Origin of the sequence: Psychromonas sp., assembly GCF_047632995.1 — a bacterium.
Classification (GTDB): Bacteria; Pseudomonadota; Gammaproteobacteria; order Enterobacterales; family Psychromonadaceae; genus Psychromonas.
The window spans coordinates 107,095-132,732 of record NZ_JBLIEK010000001.1; the positions used below are offsets into that span (position 1 = coordinate 107,095).

The following is a 25,638-nucleotide window of genomic DNA, read 5'->3' on the forward strand; positions in this document are numbered from 1 at the left end:
TGTTATTATGGCTGCATATATTATATAAAATATATACAGCCATTTTTAGACACAAATAAAGTGCGGATTATTCTAATTCAGAATAATTGTCTGTAACGCATTGGCTGCAATGGTAACCGCTGTTTTCTGATTTCCGATAAGAACATCAAAATTAACCGGCACTTTGGATGTGTTTAATACAACCATTGTAATATCGCCGTTGGCATTTTGTACCGCAGCCGCATGTAGTACATCAGTGTCTAGTCCCGGTGTAAGTGTTGCAGTGTTTAACACTTTATCACCTGGTTTTATGTGCTTACTGAAATGACTCATTACATCAAAAAGAGGTGTGTAGTATACCTCTCCGTTGATCGGATCAATCATTACCGGTGCGCCACAGAAGTTACTGACATGATTCGGACCACCACGTTTATCCAGTACAATATTCCAATCTACCCAGGCCGTTAACCAGTGATTCATTCCCTCTATGATATTTCTAGAATAGCGATGAACCGGCGTATAGATAGGGTGATCATCTTTATTCTCAGCCCAGAAAAAGCCCCATTCCGTTGCATTCTCATTCCACCACCAAGCATCATCCTTCCACCAGCTGTAAAGCGCTTCATCATCACCCAAAGAATCGATAGTTGCTTCACTATTAAGAATGACTTTATCTGGGTAGGCATTGTGAAGTGCATCCAGTTCCGCATCAAAAGTCAGGTAGGAGCTTCCGTACCAGTGGATCGCAGTACCATAAACATATTCAGCGGTATCTGGATCAGCCAGCAGTGCATCGGCAAATTCCTTAGCTCCATCACGGTTTTGGTCATAACCGATAATTTTGACATCTGCAAAACCATCTGCAGCCAGAGTCGGTCCGAGATTTTCCCTAATAAAGTTCGCTTCAGCATCGGGTGAAAACACCATACTTTCCCATTGACCGCCATTTCCATGTGGCTCGTTTTCCGGCGTTACAGCCCAGATATTTACCCCTTCAGCTTTGTATGCGGCTAAATATTTAGAGAAGTAATTGGCGAACGTGCTGTAATGCTCATCTTTTAACCAACCGCCATACCAGTCATTGTTGGTTTTCATCCAATCAGGCGCAGTCCAAGGTGAGGCGATTATGCGCAGATCGGGGGCAATAGCGATAGCTTCCTTAATCAAAGGTAGCAGGTCATAGGTCGGATCGGTTGGGCTAAGTCCATCATAGAGTCCGTAATAACCAGTTTCATCAGGAACGGGCGTATCTGCAAACCCTTTTGTATCCTCGATAATACTGAAATCTGCCAATGTCGCATCGCCAGCAGGTGCATAACTGTAATTACCATCGACTGCAAAATCGGTGGAAGCGATATGCGTTCTACTCATGGTATATCCAGCACCCTCTTCGCTGAAATATGCGTTCATAACAGTTGCTCTATTTTCCGGCGTTAAATAGGATAAAATATAGGCCGAAGATTCTGTAAGAGAACCGCCGAAACCATCAATCGTTTGTTTGATGACATCAGGCTGAATTACAATAACATTTCCAGATGGTAAGGTGGTGTTTTCTGCAAAGGTGATCGGAGTAGCAATCGTTGTTTGCGAGTCACCCGCTTCAGAGGTTTGAATAATTTCCCCTTGTGAAAGCTCGTAAGAGCCAGCAAACATACCGGAAACAGTATAGTCTTGAGAAACGACATCACTGCTTTCAAGATTGTCTTTAATCGCAATCGATTTTATCGTTACTGTATCAGTAATAAGCATTGGCTGCGTATATAACAGTGAATCGGCTGTAGGAGTCGTTCCATCTGTTGTGTAATAGATTTGCGCGCCCTCTGTTTCACTACTCAATTCCAGAGTCTGGACCGAAGTGAGATCTGAAGTGGATCGAGTAAGAGTAGGTGCAAATGTTTGAACGTATTCAAATTCTGTAATAGAGATATTATCCAGTGTGATTGGCGTCACCTCACCTGCGCCTAATTCAAATAGGATTTCTGCCGCGAGCCCATCAGGATTATTTGCTGTAACCACTATTTCGTATGTTTCCATACTGGTCGTTAACTCAATAGCTTCGGCATCTATAAATGCGGTGAACCAAGGTGAAGCATCAAGCAGTTTTCCTAATTGAAGCTGGACATTTCTTGCCACACCGGCTTTGGCATCAAAGCTGATTTTATAAGTTACACCGTCGACGATATCCAGACCAGACTGTAGTAATCTAGGCTCCCATGCGTTATCGCTTGCAGCGTATGCATCCACAACCAGTTGAGAGTTGACGATAGAGACTGAAGCTGTACCGCCTGATAAATCTTGATCTAATTGCCATTCAGAGTCCAATGCCGTTTCAAAATCGCCGTTCTCAATGATAGTAATGACCTGCGTTTCTGTAATAACGACATTATCCAGTGTGATAGGCGTTGCCGCACCCGCTCCAAGAGCAAATATAAGATCAGCTGTTAGCCCATCAAGGTTATCTGCTGTGAACGTTACTTCATATGATTCCATACTGGTTGTTAAAGCAACAGCGCTGTCTTCCATAAATGGTGCAAACCAAGGATCAGCGTCAAACAGATGACCTAATTGAATATTGATACTTCTTGCTTCACCGGCTTTTGCATCAAAGCTGATTTTATAGGTTGTACCGTGCGTAAGAGCCGTATCAGTATTTTGTACTAATCTGCCCTCCCATGGATTGCCACCTGGTTCTAAATCAACAACAACCATTTGCCCATCTATGATGGTGGGTGTTCCACCTGCTAACTCGAAGAACCACTCATTACCTAATGCAGTTTCAAAATCACCGTTCTCAATGATAGCTACCGGCTCTATTGGAGTATCTACAACCTCGACTGTAATAGTAAAGCTATGCGAAATGGTATCGGTACCATCATTGGCCATGATCGTGATTGTATGCTGCCCAACATCATCAGCACTTGGCGTGCCGGTAAGTAAGCCACTGTTTGTATTTATCGTTAACCAAGCAGGTAGGTTCTCAGAAGAATAAGTGACTGTATCTCCATCTGCATCACTTGCAGTAACCGTATAACTGTAGTTAGCATCTGCACGTGCAGCTAACATTGCAGAACTAGTTATTACCGGAGCCTGATTGCTCGAATCAGTAGACGCTGAATCAATAGAAGCGTACTCATCTCCACAAGCTGTTAACGCGAGGGTAAGAGCAAGCGCGACAGCACAGCGCAGCGGCTTATTGCGAATTTTTCTATCCATCTTTTTTTTCCTTATTTAATAATTATATTTGACGTTACGGTCACCACTCAGTAATCCCAAGTAGCGATCATTATAAAAAACGTTTCAAAAGAGCTTGGTTATTAGCCAGCACTATCATTAATGATATTTTTATACACCCCCACAAAAAGAAACCGCTTACATTTTCGGATAATACAAACCTACTGAAATCAACCTATAACTGCACGCAAAAGAAAACGATCAGTTAGCAAATCAGAGGGCCTTGATAGGCTGCAATAATTACCATTTTATTGAACAGTAAAAAACCGCTTTAGCAATCAGGCTCATAAACAAAGCTCAGAGTTACTTTGCTAAAGCAATGTAACTCCCGAGCCTTATATTATAAAAAATAAGCAATGCTATTTTGCGATATTGAAATCTGTCACATATAGTTTATCGCCCGCATTACCACCTTCTCCAAATATCGCTATTTGGGTCAACTTGTTTAAGTCCAAAGGAATGTCTGCAACATTGATGCTAATCTCATTCCACGAAGATGAGACTTGGATAGGCATTTTATATTCAGAGCCATCAACGACAAAATCGACAGTGTAAGCACTAAACCCACCAGTAGCAGCAACACTAAAATTAATGGTTTGGTATTTTGATACATCAATTTCCCAGCTCTGCACGCCACCGTAGATATCACCCATTAAGGCCAAGACAGCCCCCCAACCACTACCTTTGGTCACTTCAAAAGCACTTAAACCATTGTAGGTTGCCGCTCCATTTAGAATCGAGCCAGTCGACCAATCACTAAAGGTTATATTGCCTTCATTGATCAAGCCATTATCATCAACACGTAAATCTACTTCTTCTCCGCTTGAAGATAACAATACAAATTTATCACTCAAACTAGGTTTAACAGCAGCTTGAACACCTGAGTCGTAGGCGATAAAATCTGTAATATAAAGTGTTTGGCCCGCAGCGACTCCTTCGGGATATACCCCAAAAACAGCAAGTTGGTTTACATTTGATAGATCAACCCCGTATTTTTCTAAGTTAATATCAATGTCATTCCACTGCGATGCGTCAGCAAGAGAGAAGCTGATCTCCTGAGCCGCTTCATTACCATTGACACTTGAAATAATGGATAACGCATAGCGATCAAATGCACCATTAGATGCGACTTTAAACTTGATATTCGTGTATTCTTCAAAGTCGACGTCGTAGTTATCAATATTAGTTCCATCTGAAATATCACCTTGTAAGGCTAACACTGCTCCCCAACCAGCAACGGCCCCTAAGCTAACACCGGATAGTCCGTCATAAGTTGCATCAGCAATTTGGGTTTGAGTGCTCCACTCACCAAAAATAACATTGCCTACAGCACTATTGTTATCATCATCCACAACTAAATTACTAAGGATGCTGTCATCTGAAGAGATAAATACAAAATCGCTTTCTAGTTCAGAGTCCTTGCTAACATTTTGGTCTGCATAAATAGCTAAATCTGCAATATAAATACTCGATGTACCATTAGTGCCACCGACTCCAAATACAGCAACACTGCTAATATCTGAAAGGTTAAGTGAAAAATCTTCTAAATCAACACTAACGTCTTGCCATGAATTAATACTACCGTCGACTGGAAGCGTTACCTCGCTAGAAACACCATTGGCAATTAAAGTAATGGCAAAACTTTCATAACCACCACTTGTAGCAATTTTTAGTTTTAACGTAGTAAACTCGCTAAAATCACCAGCCATACCACCCGACAAAGCTAATACGGTGCCCCAATTTCCTGCTTCAGGAGAATTAGGCCCAGCATCAAGACGCCAAGCATTCAAACCATCATAGGTTGTTTCACTAATAATCGTTGAGGTACTCCACTCCCCCACCACAGCCACACCAAAATCAAGATCGCCAGCATCAGTACTGGAGATAAACGCAAACTTTTCACCACTTGCCACGGGCAAGGGCACGGGGTCTCCTTGATCAGGGAACACCCTAATAGTAAAGCTATGCGCAGTACTATTGATGGCATCGCTAGCCATAATAGTGATAGCCTGTTCACCTTGATCATTTGCGCCCGGTGTACCAGTGAGTACCCCACTATTTTTGTCCAGCGTTAACCAAGCAGGGAGGTTTTCAGAAGAAAAAGTTACATTGTCTCCATCCGCATCACTAGCAGTAATTGTATAACTGTAGTTAGTACCTCTAGTGGCAGTTAACACTTCCGAGCTAGTAATTACGGGCGGTTGATTCACTGTTTCCTCTACTGTAGCTACCGGATTCTGAACCACTACATCAGTAGAGTCTGGATTGGTCGAATCAATAGAGGCGTACTCATCTCCACAAGCTGTTAACGCGAGGGTAAGAGCAAGCGCGACAGCAGAGCGCAGCGGCTTATTACGAATTCTATTCTTCATCTATTTACACCTTATTTAATAATTACATTTGACGTTACGGTCACCACTCGATTAACCCAAGTGGTGACAATTAACAGGAAAAAATTGTTTTGATAAAGTTTGGTTATTAACCAACACACCTTAATTTCAATAATACTTTCAAAAGGACACACCAAAAGAAAGCGCTTACTTTCAATGGTAAAATTAACCCTTTTAAAACAGCAATTTAGCTATCCACAAAAGCAAGTAGTTAAATGATGATTAAGCGTTCCCCTTATAAAGTAGGAGTAACCGCACAAATAAAGAGCGCACTCATTGTGTGTAACGCTTCTGCTGCAATATCAAACACTGTTGGTGCTAACTATCAAACGACAACAACGGCCTGTTCTGTACCAATCACGGTCTCGGATCATTATTATTGCTACAACCAGTTATAGAGAAAGCTATAACTAATGTGAAAATCAAGCTTTTAGATAATATGGAGCAGTATATAGAGACAAGAAAGACGATAAAGTGATCAATACCGACAAAGTAACCGGTTACACGTGACACCTATCACACTACCAGCTAAAAGTTAAAAGGATATTAAATTAAACAGAAAATAGTATTTACATGTACAACTTGTGAAGATTTACACTACAATTCGGCATTTAAAATGGCGGGATATTGATTTATACATACCAAATTTAAAATAGTTATCATGCATCTAGGGAGTTAGCTCAAAAAAAAAGAATGCAATAACGCATCATGTAACCGGTGCCACGCAACGGCTACAGAAAGAAAAGGTATTTACACCTTACCCCCTGAACGATTCCAGCTAGCAATGGACGGTATTATTCGCCCTAGCATTGAATGTTCAATTAAAACTTGTCGATTGTGTGGATTTTTGCAGTGTTATTGAACTGTTTATTATATTTATGTAACCTAGCTAAGTATATGAAAAATTGGGTAATACCCTTTACTTCATAGCGAGAACCAACAGTTGCGATAGATCAAGCAACTATATATTTAATGTTGTTTGCCATTATTGAAAATAACTGTCATCGGCTAACAATTAACACCTTATAATCAGTTAATTTAGCTTCTTGACGGAATTTCTTATTACTAACTCAGGTAGAAACATCCGTTTCATTGAATAGTTGGTTTTATTTATTAATGACAACACCTTGTTCGTCGCCTCTACTCCCATATCGCTGATAGGAAAGTTGACACTCGTTAATTTAGGCTCAACATGGCAACTAAGAACACTATTATCAAACCCTATAACTGATATTTGCTCACCAACGCTTATCTTTCTTTTTTTCAATTCCTCATACACACCTAATGCAATATGATCATTCAAACAAAAAATAGCCGTTAATGCTGTATTTCTATCCAATAATTTTTGTGGAGCAATAACGTTGCCTTCTTCCAAATCAAATCGACCTTCTACAATAAGGTTTGGATCGTACTGAATTCCGTATTCAGATAGCGCATTACGATACCCTTGAAGCCTATCTCGACTGACCTTAAAACCTAAAGGACCGGTGATACAGCCTATATGAGTATGACCATTATCGAGCAAGTGCTTTGTGGCAAGGTAACCACCAAGTTCATCATCTAAACAAGTGCATTTATCTGCAATTTCAGGAATATAGTGATTTATCAGAACAGTTGCAGGTACCTCTTTGCTTATAGCGATGATTTCATTATCAGATAAACTTCCTGCATGAATAATCAAACCATCCACCAGTTTTGATTGCAAAAACGTAATTGCTTCAGTTTCGTAACTATTTGAATCCCGCCCACTAGTGACGATTAAATGGTATTTATTATCTCTAGCGACCTCTTCTACCGCACACATTAAAGAAGAGTAATAGGAGCCAGATAGAACCCCAACAAGCATACCAATACCGTTAGAGCGTTTAGTTGCCAATGTTTGTGCCGCTAAGTTTGGTTTGTAGTTAAGCTCCTTAATCGCCTGTAACACACGCTTTTTGGTCTCTTCTGATACTTTTTTATTGCCGTTTAGAATGCGGGAAACAGTTGCTTTGGAAACTTGAGCGAGGTTGCATACATCAGTAATAGTAGCCATTTTAAGCCTTTGTAATAATTTAATATGTGCAAATTATTTATTCACATTTCACGCATTATACACCTATAACAGCTAGCAACCACTATCATAGATAAAGTCGTTTGGGAGAACCGTAAGCTTTCAATATCTACTTGAGATGTTGTCAACTTATCGAGTTAAGCCGAGTAAATTCGACCAAACACATATTGATCTATATTTTGGGCTCAACTACCCTAATTAATTCTGCGAAGAAACACTCGCGAAAAACGGTGATAAAGCCAACCTGCATGGCGAATGATTTGTGCAAGAGATAACCTGCGTAAATATTAGAATTATTCATCAGAAAATTATCTGCACAATTGATGGATGGGTTGTTAAGCTGACAATACCTCCATAAAAAGGAAATATTTAAAGAAGGTTTATTGTGCTGTAGATACAACAAAGCCCCGACAATTGTCGAGGCTTTATATAATGTTTGGCAGGGGTGGAGAGATTCGAGCTCCCAACATGCAGATTTGGAATTCTGAGAAACTTAATTTCAAATAATTTCGGTTGTTATAAATCACTTACTTTTAACACGCAACTTCATTGCAAATAATCCTCAAGTAAATGGGGTCAGATCTTTAATTTTTAATGTCAAGATTAAAGACCTGGCTCAAATGGCTCTTAATAACCGGTGCGCCTATCAATGCAAAAAGCTACATCAAGCGATCACAAGCAAAAGCTTATGCTTAAGGGTTGCCTTACAGACTCCGCATAAAAAAGAGAGAATGTTCTATAATCAAACCGAACATGAGGAAATATTGACAATACAATTTAAAGTCAAGATTGTGTAAAAACCAATGTGAGGTGGTCTATGAATAAAATATTAATCAGTGTGGTTTTTACATTATTTTCTCTTTTGGCAGCTGCTACTTTGGTTACAAAATATTATGAAGCAGATAGGGTAACTTCAGTATTAGACCTTGATGCTGTAGAAGTATCCCATTTAACATTTATGCGCGAAGAAGAAAAACTCGCACGTGATGTTTACTTAACCCTAGCAGAGAAATATCCACAGCAAAAAATTTTTAGGCGTATAGCTACGCGTTCAGAGCAAATTCACACTGACACTATGCGTGACAAACTTATGATGTTTAATTTGCCAGATCCAAATCCTAATGCCGATGATTTCCCCGATACCATAGGGATTTTTACCGGCGCTGAATGGGGGGAATACTTTACTGAAAAGTATAAATTATTAACAGATAAAGGTATGAGAGGCGAACTTGAAGCTTTATACGTCGCTGCTTTTATTGAAGAGCTAGACATTAAAGATATTGCAATGTGTCCACAAGTGATGATTAATAGTGGATACCCCTCTCCATGCGGTTTAGCGTATACCACTCAAAATTCCTTAAGAACGGCATATAGCTCATTACTCAGAGGATCAGAAAATCACCTGCGAGCTTTTGTGAGGCGGATAGAGGAGGTGATCGGAGAGGGTAACTATGAGGCTCAATATATAACCCAAACTGAAGTGGATGACATTCTAGGCCGTTAACTTAATTGTTGGCTGATTGAGTGCCCCCATGGTGTAATTGATAGAGAGCGTTTCAATCTGGCTCTCTCTAGATAGATAACTATTTTATTCGGTATTGTATCTCCTCAATTATATAATCCGTATAAAAAATCCTCAGATTAAAGGTACAAAAAGCCGAGATCAACTCGCTTTTTAATATTGATTAAAAACCAGCAAGGATTATTTCGGTTCACCGCTTGGTAAAACCGTGCATTTTTTATTAACATTTAATTTCAAGAAAAAGATTGGCTATCCAGCGTTCCGTGGTGCTATCAAGACATGCAGTAGCTTTGATTACCTTACCGCCACATTTAAATCGTCCTACAAACATGTAAGGATTCACTTTACCCTTGGTCGCTTGTTGATGATATCAAGCATTAAATCCGACCGGTACAGAATATGATAACTACCATTTTTAGTACGTGGTACTCGAATAGTTTTATTATCTATCTCAACATCACTCCACTTGCGTAACTCAGACTCACGACAACCTATCAAAAACAGTAAAGCAATCAGGGAATATCCCTATACGATAATGATGCATCAATAAGGCGGTTTACAATAACTCCTTGGTTATCTCTTCAAAGAATTAATATATAGTTAAAAACTGCTATAAAACGCCCTCCATGACTACATGAAGAAACGCTTTATGGAATCAAAAGAGAGTAAGAGGACGGTAAAAAGTCAGAAAAGAGAGAGTAATAATATTGAGTATATTGAAAGTTGTATTTGTGACCGGTAGAGATCCTTTGAAAGCAGTAGATTTCCTTGCACACATATTACACACACAGCGGACAGGATATGGACAGGGATAATTTATCAGAGTGAAACAATTTGAGAGAATATTTTAGCAAGGAAAGAGTTGTAATCTTTTGATAACCCTAGAAACAACAAAGCCCCGACAATTGTCGAGGCTTCATATAATGTTTGGCAGGGGTGGAGAGATTCGAACTCCCAACATTCGGATTTGGAATCCGACGTTCTGCCGTTGGAACTACACCCCTGCAGACGAGCGAATAATACCTAAGCTAATTTTAAAGTAAAGCGCTTTTTAGATAAATACAGCCGACTGACGATAAAACAGACAGCAGTTTAAGTAAAGATCACAAATCTGTTTAGCCTATCTTTGCCCGTCCATTATCTCCCGACTACTTTTTTACTCCGATAAACCTGACGCCATTTACCGTTTCTAAATCAGGCACAGAGCCGCTATGACAAGTTTACCGTCAACGGAAACGGCTGGCGTGCTCACAACGCCCGCTTCCATAATAGCCTGAAGATCACTCTCTTTTGAGAGAGGATAGATAATTTACTACTCATAGCCGCGCTTATTTTATATTTGTTATGGTGCATTGGCTGTACGGTGGTAATGAAAGGGATGCATTATTCATTGCAAGCTAACATCATTAAAAAGAGAATGGTGTTATCTGTCATAACAATTGGTCGAGAGGTAATCGATGATGACAGATACACTATTTCAACAGAAGAATGTGAGCGAATACTTAGCCAACTATCTCTATTAAACGTTAGGATTGTATATTTACACCAATAAATATTCGAGGGGATCCGTCAGGCTTGGGTATATATCTTGCAGAAGATCTTCGGCTTTCTCGCAATCGTCTGTCACTACACAAGTAACGTGAGCATCCAAACTTTAGCATCAAAAATATTGTTGAAAAATTTATAATCCTCACCTGCTTTATCATACAATTCCGCAATATGTCGTTTACCCAGCACCGGGCAAGTAGAGTCATTTAAAATTAAAGCTGTTGCTATACGCCCGTTTTGCTTATCATATTTAATGTATTCGATAAGTAATTCAGCAGCATCGGATGTATGGATTGGATCGCCTTTTAATACGACTATCACACCCCATTTATCTCTTGTGCACAGCTTTTTCACTACGTTAGCGTTATCCACGGAAAAGACCATAGCTTCTTTATTCCATGGACCGCAACCTTCAATAATCAATATATTGTCTTCTAATTTAAACGCTAATGTCCCATGATCCCGCATCATAATTAAGCCCCGTTGTGAGCAAATTTTTTATTGTCGACAAAAAAGAACTATACCTTCTGGTATGCTTAGCAATCCATATTGGTAGATCTCTCATTTATTGTTGCAAGTAATATTACAAGATCTAAGCTAAATTTACTGTTTAATTCCTAAAAATCCAAGGAGATCATAAATTAGGGCATATTCACATCTATAATCTGCTTGCCGTAATCTTTTTCCCCCCTTAGTATAAACAATTAAATTCATGAATCTGTCACTGCTTTGCGTATAATAATTTTATCAGCACGAAAAATGCCATGATAAAAACTAATCAATTGTTTTTAAAAGGATCTTAATAATGAGTAACCTACAACCATCCATCAAACCAGCTAATCCTAACTTTTCATCTGGACCCTGTGCCAAACGCCCGGGTTACGATATTAAGCAGCTAGATCTTTCGACACTGGGCCGCTCGCACCGATCAGCCGTTGGTAAAAATGCGCTGCAAAAAGCTATCCATGATACTGCTGAAATATTGCAGCTGCCAGCAGGCTACCGCGTCGGTATTGTGCCCGCTTCCGATACTGGCGCGATGGAGATGATTATGTGGTCACTGCTGGGGCCGCGACCGGTGGATATTTGCTACTGGGAATCATTTGGCCAAGGTTGGTTTGCCGATATTACTAAACAACTGAAATTAGAAAACGTCAATCAGATCCAAGCTGACTACGGGCAACTGCCGGATCTCACTCAAGTTAATCCTGAAAACGATCTGGTATTTACCTGGAATGGGACAACTTCAGGGGTGAAAGTAGAAAACGGTGATTTTATTGCTGATGACCGCCAAGGTTTAACAATTTGTGATGCTACTTCCGCTGTTTTTGCAATGGAGATGCCGTGGGAAAAATTAGACGTCACGACCTTTAGTTGGCAAAAAGTGCTCGGCGGAGAAGGCGCTCACGGCGTGATCATTTTAAGCCCGCGTGCGGTTGAGCGTCTAGAGAGTTACACGCCAAGCTGGCCTATGCCTAAAATATTCCGTTTAACCGCAGGCGGTAAATTAATCGAAGGTATTTTCCAAGGCGCAACGATTAACACCCCTTCCATGTTATGTGTCGCCGATTATCAAGATGCGCTGAATTGGGTCGTGGAAATTGGCGGCGTGCAGGCCAGCATCCAAAAATCACAAGATAACTTGGCTGTATTGGAAGAGTTTGTGGCAAGCAATAAGTGGATCAGTTTCTTAGCTGAAAAAGCGGCCAGCCGTTCAAATACCAGTGTCTGTTTATCCGTTGCTTTAGATGCACAGCAGATTAAACAATTTATGAAACTGCTTGCGGATAACCAGGTCGCATTTGACATTGGCGCCTATAAAGACGCGCCGAGCGGACTGCGTATCTGGTGCGGTAGCACAGTACAAGAGAGTGATTTACGTGCATTACTACCCTGGCTTACTTGGGCATACCAAGAAGTAACAAAATAAATCATAATACCAATTCCACTAATTAGCTGATCTATTTAGGCGTAGGGAAAATGAATGAAAGCAAGGCATTGATTGCAGTAACTAGTTATTCTAATTACAAAATCAATAACGAAGCTAGCATTTATTTTAACAAGCATAAATGAATATATAATTAATGGATTTGGTATAACACCTAGGCCTGTTGACCTTTTAACGCAATCACTGCGCAGAAAAGTCAACAGCCCCTAGCAACTAGGAGAAAGCATGAGTGTTAACAAATTCGATTTTGATTATATCTGTATTGGGGGCGGCAGCGGCGGCATCGCTTCGGCTAATCGCGCCTCAAAACATGGGCAGAAAGTAGCCATTATTGAACACCAAGCCTTAGGCGGCACCTGCGTAAATCTCGGTTGCGTGCCTAAAAAAGCGATGTGGTATGCAGGACAGATTGCCGATGCACTACGTTATGCTCCCGATTACGGTTTTGAAGCGCCGCTGAAAAATTTTAGCTGGGCCAAACTGATTGCAAGCCGTGATGCCTATATTGAGCGTATTCATCAATCTTATGATCGCGTACTGGCCAGCAATAACGTCACTGTCATTGATGGTTTTGCCAAATTTATCGACAATCACACGGTTGAGGTAAACGGTAAAAGCTACAGCGCGCCGCATATAACCATTGCAACGGGCGGTGCGCCGACCGTGCCGAACATTAGCGGCGCGCAGTACGGTATCACTTCCGATGGTTTCTTTGCCTTAACAGAGCAGCCCAAACGTGTTGCGGTTGTCGGGGCGGGTTATATCGCAGTTGAAATTGCCGGTGTATTTAACGCACTGGACAGTGAAACACACCTGCTTTGTCGCCGTCAGACTTTCCTGCGTGAATTTGACAGTATGCTTTCATCAACACTTGTTGAGGTGATGCAGGAGGAAGGGCCAACACTGCATACCCATTCAGTACCGGCGAGTGTCGTGAAAAATGCAGACAACAGCCTAACGTTACATTTAGAGAATGAAAAATCGATCACTGTAGATTGTTTGATCTGGGCAATTGGCCGCACCCCTGCAACAACCAATATCGGCCTGGAAAATACCGATATCGCGCTGGATAAAAATAATTTTATTAACGTTGATAAGTACCAGAATAGCAATGTGCAGGGAATTTACGCGGTCGGTGATAATACCGGTGAAATTCAATTAACCCCGGTTGCCGTCAAGGCGGGCCGTCAATTATCTGAGCGCTTATTTAATGGCAAGCTTGATGCCCATTTAGATGCCACACTCGTCCCAACTGTTGTCTTCAGTCACCCGCCAATTGGCACTATTGGTTTAACTGAAATTGAAGCTATTGAGCAATACGGTAAAGATAATCTAACCGTTTATACCTCCCAGTTTACCAGCATGTACTCGGGACTGACCACGCTTCGCCAACCTACCCGCATGAAGATAGTTTGTGCGGGTAAAGAGGAGAAAGTGGTCGGTCTGCACTGTATCGGTTTTGCATCGGATGAGATATTACAAGGTTTTGCGGTCGCCATGAAAATGGGCGCCACTAAAACCGATTTTGACAGCTGCATCGCTATTCATCCAACCAGTGCAGAAGAACTGGTTACTATGACGCGTTAGTAGAGAAAAACTACTGCTCCGATTTTTCATACAAAAGCAGTGCAGAAGAACTGGTTACTATGACGCGTTAGTAGAGAAAAACCACTACTCCGATTTTTCATACAAAAAGCAGTGCAGAAGAACTGGTTACTATGATGCGTTAGTAGAGAAAAACCACTACTCCGATTTTTCATACAAAAGCAGTGCAGAAGAACTGGTTACTATGACGCGTTAGTAGAGAAAAACCACTGCTCCGATTTTTCATACAAAAAGCAGTGCAGAAGAACTGGTTACTATGATGCGTTAGTAGAGAAAAACCACTACTCCGATTTTTCATACAAAAAGCAGTGCCGAAGAGCTGGTGACTATGACGCGTTAGTGTAAAAAACCACTGCTCTAATTTTCCATGCGATAAATAGAGCAGTAAGCGACTCTGACTCACAGCAAACTCTATAAAGATTTGCTTAGCGGAGCGGGTAAGGTTAGATTTACCCTTTATGAAATACTGACCAAACAATAATTTATCTACATATCGGATTTGCGTATCGGGTTAATGGAAATAAAGAAAAATTTAAAACAAGGAATAATACTATGAAGTTAAGTTCAATACTTACAGCGGCAGTACTATCAAGCGCTATGTTATGTGCCAGCTTACAAGCTAAAGTAGTTTATGTCGCGACGACGGCGATTGTTGAGCATCCTGCTCTGAATGCCGTACGTGACGGTGTTAAAGCGGTATTAGAAGAAAATGGCTATAGTGGCGAACAGCTCAAATTCACCTATGAGAGCGCGCAAGGCCAACCTGCCATCGCCGCGCAAATTGCCCGAAAAATGGTTGGCGATGCACCGGATGTGATTGTTGCTATTGCGACGCCCTCTGCACAAGCAGCCGTCAGCGCCAGTAAAAATATCCCGATCGTTTTTTCAGTGGTTACCGATCCCATTGGCGCGAAAGTGGTACAGAGCCTGAAACAACCCGGCGGCAATGTGACGGGCTTGTCTGATATGGTCAATGTAAAACAACAACTGGCTTTAATTAAAGAATTTATACCTGATTTAAAAACCTTAGGGGTGATCTATAACCCGGGTGAAAGTAATTCAGTTTCGATTATCAAGGAGATGAAAAAAGCGGCAGAGAGCATGGGCGTCGCCATTGTTGAATCACCTGCCCCGAGATCCTCTGATGTAATGATTGCCAGTAAACAGTTAGTGGGAAAGGCGGATGCCATTTACTGCCCGACCGATAATACTATTGTCAGCGCTTTTGAATCCGTTGTTCGCGTTGGTATTGATGCACAAATCCCTGTTTTTGCAGCGGATACAGGCTCTGTAGAACGCGGTGCGGTTGCCGCTGTAGGCTACGATTATACGCAGCTCGGAAGACAAACGGGTGATATCGTAGTGCGTATCTTGAAAGGGGAGAGTGCCGGTTCGATTGACGTCAAACAAGCGGAAGGTACGGATCTCTTTGTTAATCCTAAAATGGCGGCTCGTATGGGGATAAAAATACCCGCCTCTGTACTCGCCCGTGCCACCAAAATCATTGAATAAGAAGTTACGCTTAATATGTCTTTATTTGCTTTTTTAGGAACCTTAGAGATAGGTTTTATTTTTGGCTTAGTCGCGATCGGTGTCTATATTACTTTTCGTATTTTAGATTTCCCCGATCTCACCGTCGATGGTAGTTTTACCCTTGGCGCTGCGGTGACAGCAACGCTGATTGTTGGCGGTGTTAATCCTTATTTAGCGACCTTAGCCGGCACCATTTCCGCCGCCTGTGCGGGCTTGGTGACCGCCTGGCTCAACTTGCGCTTTAATATTCTGCATCTGCTCTCCAGTATCTTGACCATGACCGCCTTATACACCATTAACTTAAGAGTGATGGGGAAACCGAATATGGCTTTGATTATGGAGCCGACCGTACTCACTCCTTTTCAGGGGCTGGGTCTGTCCAATATGTACTTAAAAGTCGGCTTTGTGGCTATTTGTGCTCTGCTGGGCGGATTATTGGTTGCTTGGTTTCTCAAGACACAATATGGCTTGGCGATGCGTGCAGTGGGTGCCAATAAACGGATGGCGCAAGCCAATGGTATTGTGGTCAATGAAAAAGTCTATGTCGGTCTGGCGCTCTCCAATGCGTTAGTCGGCTTTGCCGGTGCCCTTTTTGCCCAAACCAACGGCTTTGCCGATTCCACTATGGGGATAGGCACAATAGTGGTCGGCTTGGCCGCCGTCATTATCGGTGAATCACTGTTTGCCAGTCGCTCAATGTTGGTTATCGTACTGAGTTGTATTACAGGTTCACTGTTATACCGCATCGCGGTTTCGATGGCCCTTAATGCCGACTTTTTAGGCTTTCATGCTTCCGATCTGAATCTAATTACCGCGCTACTGGTAGCACTGGCGTTAGTCTTTCCTAAATTACACAATGAGTGGAAAGCGAAACGCGCGCAGGGAGATAATCTATGATCCGTTGTGAAAACTTACATGTCACTTTCAACCAAGGCCAGCCCACAGAGAAACTGGCGTTGTGCGGCATTGATCTGTGTATTCCCAGCGGCGAGTTTGTCACCGTTATCGGCTCAAATGGCGCAGGTAAATCAACACTGCTCAATACGATTGCTGGCGATATTAAATCATCGCGCGGGAAAATTTATTTTTCCGAACGTGATGTCACTAAACTCTCCGCAACAGCGCGTACTAAAGATATCGCGCGGGTTTTTCAAGATCCGCTGGCGGGAACTTGCGGCAATTTAACCGTTGAAGAGAATATGGCACTTGCTTATGGGCGAGGCAGCCGCGGGGGGTTATCTTTTGCCTTAAACAGTAAATTACGCATTATTTTCAAGGAGCAGCTAAGCCGTCTTAATTTAGGGCTTGAAGACCGCTTGGAAAGTGAGATGGGGCTGTTGTCGGGCGGACAGCGCCAATCTGTGAGTTTGCTAATGTCGGCATTGCAGCCAAGCAGCATTTTACTGCTTGATGAGCATACTGCCGCGCTGGATCCAAAAACAGCGGCGTTGATTATGGATATCTCCTCGCAAATCATTACAGAAAAACAGTTAACCGTAATGATGGTCACCCATTCTATGCGTCAGGCACTGGATCACGGCTCTCGGACTGTAATGCTGCATGAAGGGAAAGTGATTTTTGATCTAGTCGGACAAGAGCGCGCGACTTATCAGGTCAAAGATTTATTGAACTTGTTTGCTAAAGCGCGCAATGATGGCCAGGAGCTCGATGACGATAAGCTATTACTGGGCGCCTAACTCTTAGCTTGCGACCTGCAATTAAGCACAATAAAAACCGGACAAATGTCCGGTTTTTATTTCTGCTAATGAGTTAGCTGCTATTTGATAACCAGCTGTTTTAACGGATAAAACTTAACTTAAACTCACCCTTCTCTTCCTCAATCAGCAGATTCTCTAATGAATCAATATAGTGCTGCGCGCCAGGTAATTGCTCTACCTTAAAATGCGTGCGCAAGGCGATCACCATGCAGTTTGCTGCATGACCGGCCTGCACGCCTGCGGGGGCATCTTCAAAGACCAGACAATCCCGGGCAGGCAAGCCTAGTTTTTCCGCTCCCAGTAAAAACGGTTGCGGATCCGGTTTGCCTTTTTTTACCTGTTCAGGGGTGATTAAGACCTTAGGCGTGGGCAATCCGGTCGCCTTAATGCGCGCGCTTGCCACCGGCAGTGTGCCTGATGTGACTATGGCCCAAGGTATCTGCAGTGTATTGAGCTGATTTAACAGCTTAACGGCCCCGGGTAAGGCGTGTACACCTTGGGTATGCTCTGATTCATAACGCTCCAACCAGGCAAACTCCTGCTCTATTTTGAGCGCATCGGCACCGTTAAGCAGTTCCATTACCGATTCACGAGCGGGACGACCGTGAATCACCTGCAGCACATGTTCAGCGTCTAATCCATTACGTTTAGCCCAACTCCGCCAGGCGCTAACCACGATCGCCAAAGAATCAATAAGCGTACCGTCTAAATCAAATAAAATGCCCTTAAAGTTCATGTTAGTTATCCTAATAATGGTTGTAAATAGCAAGTGCATTAACGATCCGATCCTGCAGGTGCCACTTTAATGGCCTTGCTCAACAAAAATCAACTCACTTGTATCAAAACCGAGCTCTTTAGACTGCTCAATAAAGCGTGCCAGGATCTGCGGATCTACCTCTTTCTTGCGCGAAAGCAGCCACAAATATGAGAGACTGGGACCGCATACAAATGCATATTGATAATTATCTTTATCCAATTCAAAAATAATGTAAGAAGCGTAAAAGGGACCAAAAAATGAGACTTTAAAATAACCCTGATCTGCTTTACTAACAAGCCGCGCCTTACCAACGGCTTCGCTCCAGCTGTTTTTTTGTGTCGAAAAACCTCTATTGATAACTGTGATATCACCGTCCTCATTCAATTTATATTGCGCGCTGACTTGCTCAAGCCCTCGTTCAAATGAGTGGTCCAGTCTCGCTATTTCATACCAGGTTCCCAGATACTTAGGTAATTCAAAATCGCTTACCGGCGTGACTTTTTTCGGCATTCCGAGGCAACCACTAAGCAGTAATATTGTTAAGCATATAACTATTTTTTTCATATAATCCCTTGATAACTGAATGCTGTAACACTGCGAACAAGAGATCATAGATAACCTCTTATTTTACAAAAAAACAGCTTTGAATATTTGCAGTAAAATTCAACTTTACATTTATTAATTAATTTATCAAACAGTTATATTTTATTAGAAAAGAGAGGGGAAAGTTAGTTTTTTATGACTCAAATAAAAGAGCAGGTCATTAATTGCGTAAGTTTTTCCTCGTTATCAGCCTGATAAATAGAAGCGATGCTATAGTCAAAGCATAACCACAATAAGGATTGCTTATGACTTTCATTCAATCATTTGGCGCTGCAGAAACGGTTACGGGTTCATGCCATTTTTTACAACTTAAAAATGGGCCGCAAATTTTAGTCGATTGCGGTTATTTTCAGGGGAGTGATGAGAATAAAACATTCGCCCCTTTTGATTTTGATCCCAAAAAAGTCGATATTATCTTAATTACACATGCCCATCTGGATCATATTGGCCGTATTCCAAAACTGGTTAAAGAGGGATTTGACGGCAAAGTGGTGGCGTTAAGAGCAACCATGGATCTTGCTGAAGTTATCTTGCTCGACAGTGCCAAGATTGCTGAGGAAGATTACAAAACCGCGCTTAAAAAGGCCAGAAGATCGGGTAATGAAAAATCAGTCCCCCCCCCTATCTATAGCACGGATGATGCAAAATCTGTGTTTGATTTAACCATTCAATATGCCGACTACAATAAAGCCATTGAGCTTTCCCCCGGTGTTAAGGTAACTTTTAGAAACGCAGGGCATATTCTCGGCTCCGCAACAATTCAAATAGAATTAAGCGAACAGGGTTACACAAAATCGCTGCTGTTCAGTGGGGATCTGGGCAGTCGTAAAGATGTCATTATGCCGCCCCCTGCCTTTGTAAAACATGCGGATGCACTTTATATTGAATCGACCTATGGCGATCGTGATCACCGCCCTTTAAAAGAGACCATTGAGGAGTTTAAAGATATTGTTATCAAAACCTTAAGCAATCAGGGTAATGTGCTGATCCCCTCATTTGCAATTGAGCGGACACAGGAGATCCTGCTGATCCTTAAGCAGATGTATTACGATAAAGAACTGCCCGTCTGCAAAGTGTTTTTAGACTCGCCCATGGCGATACGTGCCACCCAGATCTATACCAATTACCATACTGAATTAAATGCTTCCGCCAATAAACTGCTGCAACGTGACGGCACTGTTTTTGACTTTCCTTATCTGCAATATTCGCTCAAAGACAAAGATTCCGTACTGATTAATAAGGAGGAGAGCGGCTGTATTATTATTGCAGGCAGCGGCATGTGCACTGGCGGGAGAATTCAGCATCACTTTAAACATCGCCTATGGGATCCGCGTAACAGTGTTGTCTTTGTCGGTTATCAGGTACAGGGTACGCGGGGTCGACAAATGATAGACGGAGCAGAGTCGATCCAGCTTTATCATGAAAAAATTAAAGTGAATGCCCAAATACATATGCTTAACGGATTTTCAGCGCATGCAGATCAAAGCGATCTATTAGCCTGGATAAGGGAGTTTGAACAACTCGATAAGATTTTTTTAATACACGGAGAGCCTGACAAACAAGCTGTCTTTAAACAAGTGATTAAAGAGCAATTGCATAAACACGCCCATATTGTGAAATACGGCGAAAAAATTTACTTGTAACGGATTATTTAACCTCAACTCGGGATAAGCAAATCGCTTACGTCATCCCGAGCTAAGGTTATTTAGATCTAGTAAAAATAGATATTATCTAAATAGACGCTATCTCTTGTGGTTCCCCAAAGTTGTAATCCAAGCTGAGATAAATTTGCGGGATCAAATGTATTTCCAACCAAATCATCAAAGACAAGATCTACTGATATCCACTGACCAGTCGTTACTGGCAGCATGGTGCTAACGCCAGGACCTGACGCAGATACCACTTGGAATACGGCTTGACTAACACCATTTGTTGCATACATGTTAAACCGCATCCCAGTTTTATCGGATAGATCAAGGCTTCCACCCTGTATACCGTATTGTATTCCCGTTACCCCGCCCGCTACTCCCCCAGGCGTTATTTGGAATTTAGCTGTATTATTGCCAGCTATTTGCACAGCAGAAAACAGAGGTGCATTCCACCAGTTATCTTCCCAGTAAGAGATATTTTTATCGACCGCTAATGCATCACTGTATAAAACAAAGGCATTTGCATTGGCAATTTCTGGTAAAGGTGCCGCCACTAAAGGAGCCGGATAAAGTTCTTCCATAACAACCGTTAGCGATGTATCACCACCAATATTCGATTGCATCTGTTGTGTCAATGCCATGCCATCAACACTGACTTTTACGGCATGCTCACCTTCTTGTAGATTTAAAGTGGCTAAACCATTGGCATCTGTCGTTACACTTGCACCACCCACCGTCACAATAGCGCCTGTTATAGGATTATCATTATTATCTTTCACTGTTACCACAAGATCAGAAAATATCGATTCGCCAGAGAAATAGATATTATCCACATAGAAAGAACTACCTGCTTCACCGAAGGCAATAAATCCAGCTAGTTTTAACGTACTCGGATCAAGTGTGCCCGATAATACTTCAAGCTCAGCAAACACAGCTTCATGTGAAATCCACTCTCCCGTTGGCGGATTGAGGGTTTTATAGAGAGAATCACCATTTTCAGATACTAATTTCAGCTGAATTTGAGTGATACCCGTTTCCACATACATATCAAAATTCATCGTCGTTTTTTCTGAGGCGTCAACAACGCCATTTTCGATACCAAATTCCAGACCAACAGCTCCCCCTTCTATCCCTAATGCGGTAATTTCATATTTTGCATAATGATCTCCATCGACATCACCTTCGGAATAGATAGGTGCATTCCACCAGTTTGAATTCCACACTGAGATATATTTATCTTGTTTGAGGGAGTCACTGTAAAGCACAAGAGCTTCTTGATCGCTCAGTTGCGGTGGAAATGGCGCAGCTTCAGTTGGTCCTGTAATAAGTATTTCTTGCGTCACAAAGTGTACATCTGCAAGCAGAGTCGTACCCGAAGATTGCCCATCAAACTTCAAACCAAACCAAGTCATATCTGAAAAATCTGGTAATGATGCCTCTATTTCAACCCAGCCATCTTCTAAAATAAGACCATCATTAATGATGTAACCCACTTCATAATCTGGCGCATTAGGGCTAATGACCACAACAGAAACAGTTGTAAAAGTATCTGTCTTCACTTTGAATTTCACATGCGTGTAAGCTGAAATATCAATAGCATTGACCTCTTCATTACCCCATGCTATCGCGCCAACATTCCCCCAATTACTACCACTTGGAATCTCTAATGCTTTAGGGTAAATGCTATCTTCAGTATATTCGCTGTATACCGTACCAGATGTCCACACATCTCCCCAATATTGAACATACGCGGAGTCATCATGCTGTGAATGGAATAGATAGAACACCTCTACTGCAGGCTCTACTGCTACAACTTTAATTGTTCTTGTTGCTGTCGCACTATTGCCAGCAGCATCTTGCGTCTTGTAGGTTAGGGTATAGGTTCCCACAATATCTGTATTTATAGTACCTGATACAGCAGCAACCAGTTCCGTATCAAGGTTATCGGTAACATTTGCACCTTGCTCTCTATATGCATCGCCAACCGTTAAATTAATTGTTGTAGGTCCAACTAAGCTAATAACGGGTGCTTGCGTATCAGGCAACGGACCTATTATAAATCGTTCATTAATATCAGTCGCGATAGCATCAGGATCAAAGCTGCCAATATCTGCATTTATCATTTCTACTTGCACTGAGATTTCATCAAGCGCAGCAAAAACACCATCCATTATCAGGGTATTCAATTCTTTAATTGAAATATCTTCATTTGCTATGTTATCTGCGAATTTCTCTCTATTATCAGCAATAACACGTGCAGCAACTTGTGCTACCTGATGCAGTTTTTCAAAATCTGCTTGGTTTTCATCCGAGCTAGTATCATCATGCTTAGCTTCGATATAATCTATATTTAAGTCAAATGTTGTGCCTAGCTGTTCCTGCACTATAACTGCGGCTTGTAAAGCTTCAGTGCCTTTTTCAATTTCATTTTGGATCATTGTTGTTAGTGGGCTAACAAAGGTAAATCCTGCGGGTGCACTCAAGGTGTAAGACTTTGTTAAAGCAACATTAGGGTTATCTTCATCAATTGTCTGACCTTTAATAATTTCGGCTAACAAAGGAAATGAATCAATTGCACTTTGAGTAAGATTTTCTATATTAAAAGCACCGCCAGCGCTACTGGTCGCAGATGGCTCGCCAGCATCACAAATTTTATTTACATTTATATCCAGACAAATATTTGCACCGCTTAAATAACCGTCTGCAACCTTACCTGACAAACTAATTGGTTGAGGTTGAGGCTCTGCTATTGGTGTTTCTAATGGGCCATAAGAATCCCCACAGCCCGTCAATGCGGATGCAACAAGCAGTGAAAGTAGTTTTCCTTGCAATTTCATTATTATCTCCATATTCAATATCGTTATCTATCTCGCATACCCGTGTAAGCGCTTTCACAGATATTATGCATCAATAAAACGGCCTAACAATCTGCTGCATAAATAAACAAAACATTGATCACACAAACTTAAAATAATACTTATGAATCGCTCAGATTAAAAAAAAAGATAAAAAAAACCCCGCTTTGCTGTAACAAAACGGGGTTTTTTACGATTAAATAATATTAATCTTTATTTTTCATATACTGAAAGAAGTCTGAATCAGGACTTAACACCATCACATCATTTTTATCAGAAAAGCTCTTTTTGTACGCTTGCATGCTGCGTAAAAAAGCGAAGAACTCTGGATCTTGCGTATAAGAGTCTGCATAAATTTTCGAAGATTCCGCATCCCCCGTACCGCGAGTTTCAGCTGATTCTTTATCCGCTTGCGCTAACATAATCGACACTTTACGATCGATATTAGCTCGAATCTCTTCCGATTTTTCCTGCCCTTTCGAGCGATGCTCTTTAGCAACCGCTGTACGCTCAGCACGCATACGTTTATATACACTGTTGCTGACCTCTTCAGGCAAATTGATTTTCTTAATACGGACATCAATAACTTTGATACCGAGCTCAGAAGATCGCGCCATACGTTTAAGCGCAGTTTCCATTACTTGACCGCGCTTACCAGAAACAATCTCTTTAATAGTATGAGAGCCAATTTCACTGCGCAAGCCATTGTTAATTTTACGCTTAAGCAGCGCTTCCGCCTGCATTTTATTGCCCCCTGTTGCGAGGTAATAAGTTGCCAAATCATCAATCTGCCATTTTACGTAAGAGTCGATAATCAGATCTTTTTTCTCGGAGGTAACAAAACGATCCGCTTGATCATCAAGCGTTTGGATACGCGTATCCATAATGTGCACAGAATCAATAAACGGTACTTTAAAATGTAAACCCGGCGCAAAATCAACGGGCAGACCTTCAGCATCACGCTTAACTTTACTGAACTGCATCACGATCCCGTGTTGCCCCTCAGAAACAATAAATGCGCTACTGATAAAAACTAAAACCAGTAAGACTGGTAGGATTAGTAATTTTTTCATTATTAGTCTCTCCCTGTGCTGCGGCTACCGCGTGAGACTCGATCGCTACTTGCTGAACGTTCATCTGTATCTGCTTTTTCATCCGCTCTAGAACGTGTTTCAATCTCTGAAACGGCAGTAGGTTTTGCGGCTCTAGAGGCGTTCGAACTCATTAATTTATCAAGCGGTAAGAAAGTCAGATTGCCACCTGATTTATTATCAATTAATACTTTAGAGCTGCTATTAAGTACAGATTCCATCGCTTCAAGATATAAACGCTGGCGAGTCACTTTTGGGCTTGCATGATATTCAGGTAATAATTTATTAAATCGCGCGACAGCACCCTGCGCTTTTAAAACAATACCTTCTTTATAAGCTTGTGCCTGTTGTTCAATACGCTTCACTTGACCACGCGCAATAGGCTCTTTTTCACGCTCATAAGCTTCTGCTTCACGGATAAACCGCTGCTCATCTTCCTGCGCGGCAATCGCATCATCAAATGCATCTTTAACCTGCTCAGGCGGACGTGTTTGCTGTAAATTGACATCAACCACTTCAATACCTAAATCGTAGGGTTCAATGATTTTCTCCAGCATTTCCCAGGTTTCTTGGCGTACAATTTCACGACCTGTTGTTAATACATCATCCATAGTTGAGTGGCCGACGACAAAACGCAATGAACTATTAAGAGCTTGTAATAAACTATTATCAGCATCGGTTACATTGAACAGGTATTTTTCTGGGGCAACAATTCGGTATTGCACTTCCAGCGCCACTTTTACAATGTTTTCATCTTCAGTAAGCATGAAACCCGTTGTAGGCATAGTGCGAAATTCTGCAACATTAATCGGAATAATGCGATCGATAAATTTTGGATTCCAGTGTAGACCTGGTAAAACCTCAGAATGGTAAGAACCAAAACGCAATACCACACCACGATCAGATTCTTTAACCGTATACCAACCACTGACAAACCAGACAGTGCCCAGCACAACAGCCACAGCAAGGATGATAAATTTATTCGCCCCATTGTTGCCATTATTGGAGGATGGTTTTTTACCAAATAAACCACCGAATAAGTCTGTTATCTTTTGAAAAATAACATCCAGATCAGGCGGTCCCTGATCTTTCTTTTTATCATCATTGTTCCACGGGTCTTTATCTTTTCCCGGTTCGTTCCAAGCCATATATAGCT

17 protein-coding genes, 1 tRNA gene and 1 pseudogene are annotated in these 25,638 nt (G+C 41.6%); 8 read left to right on the forward strand and 11 right to left on the reverse strand.

What is annotated here, in order from left to right; all coding sequences use genetic code 11:
- Positions 1–72: 72 nt before the first annotated feature.
- The 3 genes from ACJAT7_RS00560 to ACJAT7_RS00570 form a co-directional block, all read right to left on the reverse strand.
- Positions 73–3,192: a carbohydrate binding domain-containing protein gene (locus tag ACJAT7_RS00560; protein WP_415224848.1), complete on the reverse strand. Its 3,120-nt coding sequence runs from the start codon at positions 3,190–3,192 to the stop codon at positions 73–75.
- Positions 3,193–3,569: 377 nt separating this feature from the next.
- A complete protein-coding gene (locus ACJAT7_RS00565; protein WP_415224849.1) occupies positions 3,570–5,582 on the reverse strand; it encodes a putative Ig domain-containing protein in 2,013 nt (670 codons plus the stop codon).
- 1,051 nt (positions 5,583–6,633) lie between these two features.
- The gene (locus tag ACJAT7_RS00570; protein WP_415224850.1) at positions 6,634–7,635 is read right to left on the reverse strand and encodes a LacI family DNA-binding transcriptional regulator; all 1,002 of its coding nucleotides are present in this window, start codon (positions 7,633–7,635) and stop codon (positions 6,634–6,636) included.
- A gap of 835 nt (positions 7,636–8,470) precedes the next feature.
- Between ACJAT7_RS00570 and ACJAT7_RS00575 the strand changes: the two genes are divergently transcribed.
- The gene (locus tag ACJAT7_RS00575; RefSeq protein WP_415224851.1) at positions 8,471–9,157 is read left to right on the forward strand and encodes a DUF2202 domain-containing protein; all 687 of its coding nucleotides are present in this window, start codon (positions 8,471–8,473) and stop codon (positions 9,155–9,157) included.
- Positions 9,158–10,103: 946 nt separating this feature from the next.
- On the opposite strand, the gene ACJAT7_RS00580 is transcribed toward ACJAT7_RS00575, so the two are convergent.
- Together ACJAT7_RS00580 and ACJAT7_RS00585 are read right to left on the reverse strand one after the other, a co-directional pair.
- Positions 10,104–10,179, reverse strand: a tRNA-Trp gene (locus tag ACJAT7_RS00580).
- 185 nt (positions 10,180–10,364) lie between these two features.
- Positions 10,365–10,442 carry a hypothetical protein gene (locus ACJAT7_RS00585; protein ID WP_415224865.1) on the reverse strand — a complete coding sequence of 26 codons (78 nt, stop codon included), beginning with the start codon at positions 10,440–10,442 and terminating at the stop codon, positions 10,365–10,367.
- Positions 10,443–10,469: 27 nt separating this feature from the next.
- On the opposite strand from ACJAT7_RS00585, the pseudogene ACJAT7_RS00590 reads away from it, so the two are divergent.
- Positions 10,470–10,727 (forward strand): annotated as a pseudogene (locus ACJAT7_RS00590) (IS4 family transposase); the annotation flags it as partial.
- Positions 10,728–10,801: 74 nt separating this feature from the next.
- Here ACJAT7_RS00590 and ACJAT7_RS00595 read toward each other — a convergent pair.
- Positions 10,802–11,194: a hypothetical protein gene (locus ACJAT7_RS00595; RefSeq protein WP_415224852.1), complete on the reverse strand. Its 393-nt coding sequence runs from the start codon at positions 11,192–11,194 to the stop codon at positions 10,802–10,804.
- 334 nt (positions 11,195–11,528) lie between these two features.
- Between ACJAT7_RS00595 and ACJAT7_RS00600 the strand changes: the two genes are divergently transcribed.
- The 5 genes from ACJAT7_RS00600 (at position 11,529) to ACJAT7_RS00620 (ending at position 17,506) form a co-directional block, all read left to right on the forward strand.
- On the forward strand, positions 11,529–12,653 hold the full coding sequence (locus ACJAT7_RS00600; RefSeq protein ID WP_415224853.1) for a phosphoserine transaminase: 1,125 nt from the start codon (positions 11,529–11,531) through the stop codon (positions 12,651–12,653).
- 243 nt (positions 12,654–12,896) lie between these two features.
- Positions 12,897–14,258 (forward strand): glutathione-disulfide reductase, encoded by a 1,362-nt coding sequence (gene gorA / locus ACJAT7_RS00605; protein WP_415224854.1) that lies wholly within the window; start codon positions 12,897–12,899, stop codon positions 14,256–14,258.
- A 570-nt stretch (positions 14,259–14,828) separates the two neighbouring features.
- The gene (locus ACJAT7_RS00610; RefSeq protein WP_415224855.1) at positions 14,829–15,788 is read left to right on the forward strand and encodes an ABC transporter substrate-binding protein; all 960 of its coding nucleotides are present in this window, start codon (positions 14,829–14,831) and stop codon (positions 15,786–15,788) included.
- Between the two features lie 15 nt (positions 15,789–15,803).
- A complete protein-coding gene (locus ACJAT7_RS00615) occupies positions 15,804–16,706 on the forward strand; it encodes an ABC transporter permease (protein ID WP_415224856.1) in 903 nt (300 codons plus the stop codon).
- On the forward strand, positions 16,703–17,506 hold the full coding sequence (locus ACJAT7_RS00620) for an ABC transporter ATP-binding protein (RefSeq protein ID WP_415224857.1): 804 nt from the start codon (positions 16,703–16,705) through the stop codon (positions 17,504–17,506). Before ACJAT7_RS00615 ends, ACJAT7_RS00620 begins: the two co-directional genes overlap by 4 nt.
- Positions 17,507–17,606: 100 nt before the next feature.
- On the opposite strand, the gene ACJAT7_RS00625 is transcribed toward ACJAT7_RS00620, so the two are convergent.
- On the reverse strand, positions 17,607–18,263 hold the full coding sequence (locus ACJAT7_RS00625) for an HAD-IA family hydrolase (protein ID WP_415224858.1): 657 nt from the start codon (positions 18,261–18,263) through the stop codon (positions 17,607–17,609).
- Positions 18,264–18,329: 66 nt separating this feature from the next.
- Entirely contained in the window at positions 18,330–18,848 is a 519-nt protein-coding gene (locus tag ACJAT7_RS00630) for a lipocalin family protein (protein WP_415224859.1), read from the reverse strand.
- Positions 18,849–19,132: 284 nt separating this feature from the next.
- On the opposite strand from ACJAT7_RS00630, the gene ACJAT7_RS00635 reads away from it, so the two are divergent.
- Complete coding sequence (locus tag ACJAT7_RS00635; RefSeq protein ID WP_415224860.1) at positions 19,133–20,530, forward strand: MBL fold metallo-hydrolase RNA specificity domain-containing protein; 1,398 nt, start codon at positions 19,133–19,135, stop codon at positions 20,528–20,530.
- Positions 20,531–20,598: 68 nt separating this feature from the next.
- On the opposite strand, the gene ACJAT7_RS00640 is transcribed toward ACJAT7_RS00635, so the two are convergent.
- From ACJAT7_RS00640 to hflK, 3 genes are all read right to left on the reverse strand, one after another.
- Entirely contained in the window at positions 20,599–23,373 is a 2,775-nt protein-coding gene (locus tag ACJAT7_RS00640; RefSeq protein WP_415224861.1) for an immunoglobulin-like domain-containing protein, read from the reverse strand.
- Between the two features lie 224 nt (positions 23,374–23,597).
- On the reverse strand, positions 23,598–24,464 hold the full coding sequence (hflC, locus tag ACJAT7_RS00645) for a protease modulator HflC (protein ID WP_415224862.1): 867 nt from the start codon (positions 24,462–24,464) through the stop codon (positions 23,598–23,600).
- A gap of 2 nt (positions 24,465–24,466) precedes the next feature.
- A complete protein-coding gene (gene hflK, locus ACJAT7_RS00650) occupies positions 24,467–25,630 on the reverse strand; it encodes an FtsH protease activity modulator HflK (RefSeq protein ID WP_415224866.1) in 1,164 nt (387 codons plus the stop codon).
- Positions 25,631–25,638 lie beyond the last annotated feature (8 nt).

Coding starts and splice junctions, on each gene's coding strand:
- ACJAT7_RS00560 (WP_415224848.1), bottom strand. CDS start 3,192: ATGGATAGAAAAATTCGCAATAAGCCGCTGCGCTGTGCTGTCGCGCTT.
- ACJAT7_RS00565 (WP_415224849.1), bottom strand. CDS start 5,582: ATGAAGAATAGAATTCGTAATAAGCCGCTGCGCTCTGCTGTCGCGCTT.
- ACJAT7_RS00570 (WP_415224850.1), bottom strand. CDS start 7,635: ATGGCTACTATTACTGATGTATGCAACCTCGCTCAAGTTTCCAAAGCA.
- ACJAT7_RS00575 (WP_415224851.1), top strand. CDS start 8,471: ATGAATAAAATATTAATCAGTGTGGTTTTTACATTATTTTCTCTTTTG.
- ACJAT7_RS00585 (WP_415224865.1), bottom strand. CDS start 10,442: ATGGAAGCGGGCGTTGTGAGCACGCCAGCCGTTTCCGTTGACGGTAAA.
- ACJAT7_RS00595 (WP_415224852.1), bottom strand. CDS start 11,194: ATGATGCGGGATCATGGGACATTAGCGTTTAAATTAGAAGACAATATA.
- ACJAT7_RS00600 (WP_415224853.1), top strand. CDS start 11,529: ATGAGTAACCTACAACCATCCATCAAACCAGCTAATCCTAACTTTTCA.
- gorA (WP_415224854.1), top strand. CDS start 12,897: ATGAGTGTTAACAAATTCGATTTTGATTATATCTGTATTGGGGGCGGC.
- ACJAT7_RS00610 (WP_415224855.1), top strand. CDS start 14,829: ATGAAGTTAAGTTCAATACTTACAGCGGCAGTACTATCAAGCGCTATG.
- ACJAT7_RS00615 (WP_415224856.1), top strand. CDS start 15,804: ATGTCTTTATTTGCTTTTTTAGGAACCTTAGAGATAGGTTTTATTTTT.
- ACJAT7_RS00620 (WP_415224857.1), top strand. CDS start 16,703: ATGATCCGTTGTGAAAACTTACATGTCACTTTCAACCAAGGCCAGCCC.
- ACJAT7_RS00625 (WP_415224858.1), bottom strand. CDS start 18,263: ATGAACTTTAAGGGCATTTTATTTGATTTAGACGGTACGCTTATTGAT.
- ACJAT7_RS00630 (WP_415224859.1), bottom strand. CDS start 18,848: ATGAAAAAAATAGTTATATGCTTAACAATATTACTGCTTAGTGGTTGC.
- ACJAT7_RS00635 (WP_415224860.1), top strand. CDS start 19,133: ATGACTTTCATTCAATCATTTGGCGCTGCAGAAACGGTTACGGGTTCA.
- ACJAT7_RS00640 (WP_415224861.1), bottom strand. CDS start 23,373: ATGAAATTGCAAGGAAAACTACTTTCACTGCTTGTTGCATCCGCATTG.
- hflC (WP_415224862.1), bottom strand. CDS start 24,464: ATGAAAAAATTACTAATCCTACCAGTCTTACTGGTTTTAGTTTTTATC.
- hflK (WP_415224866.1), bottom strand. CDS start 25,630: ATGGCTTGGAACGAACCGGGAAAAGATAAAGACCCGTGGAACAATGAT.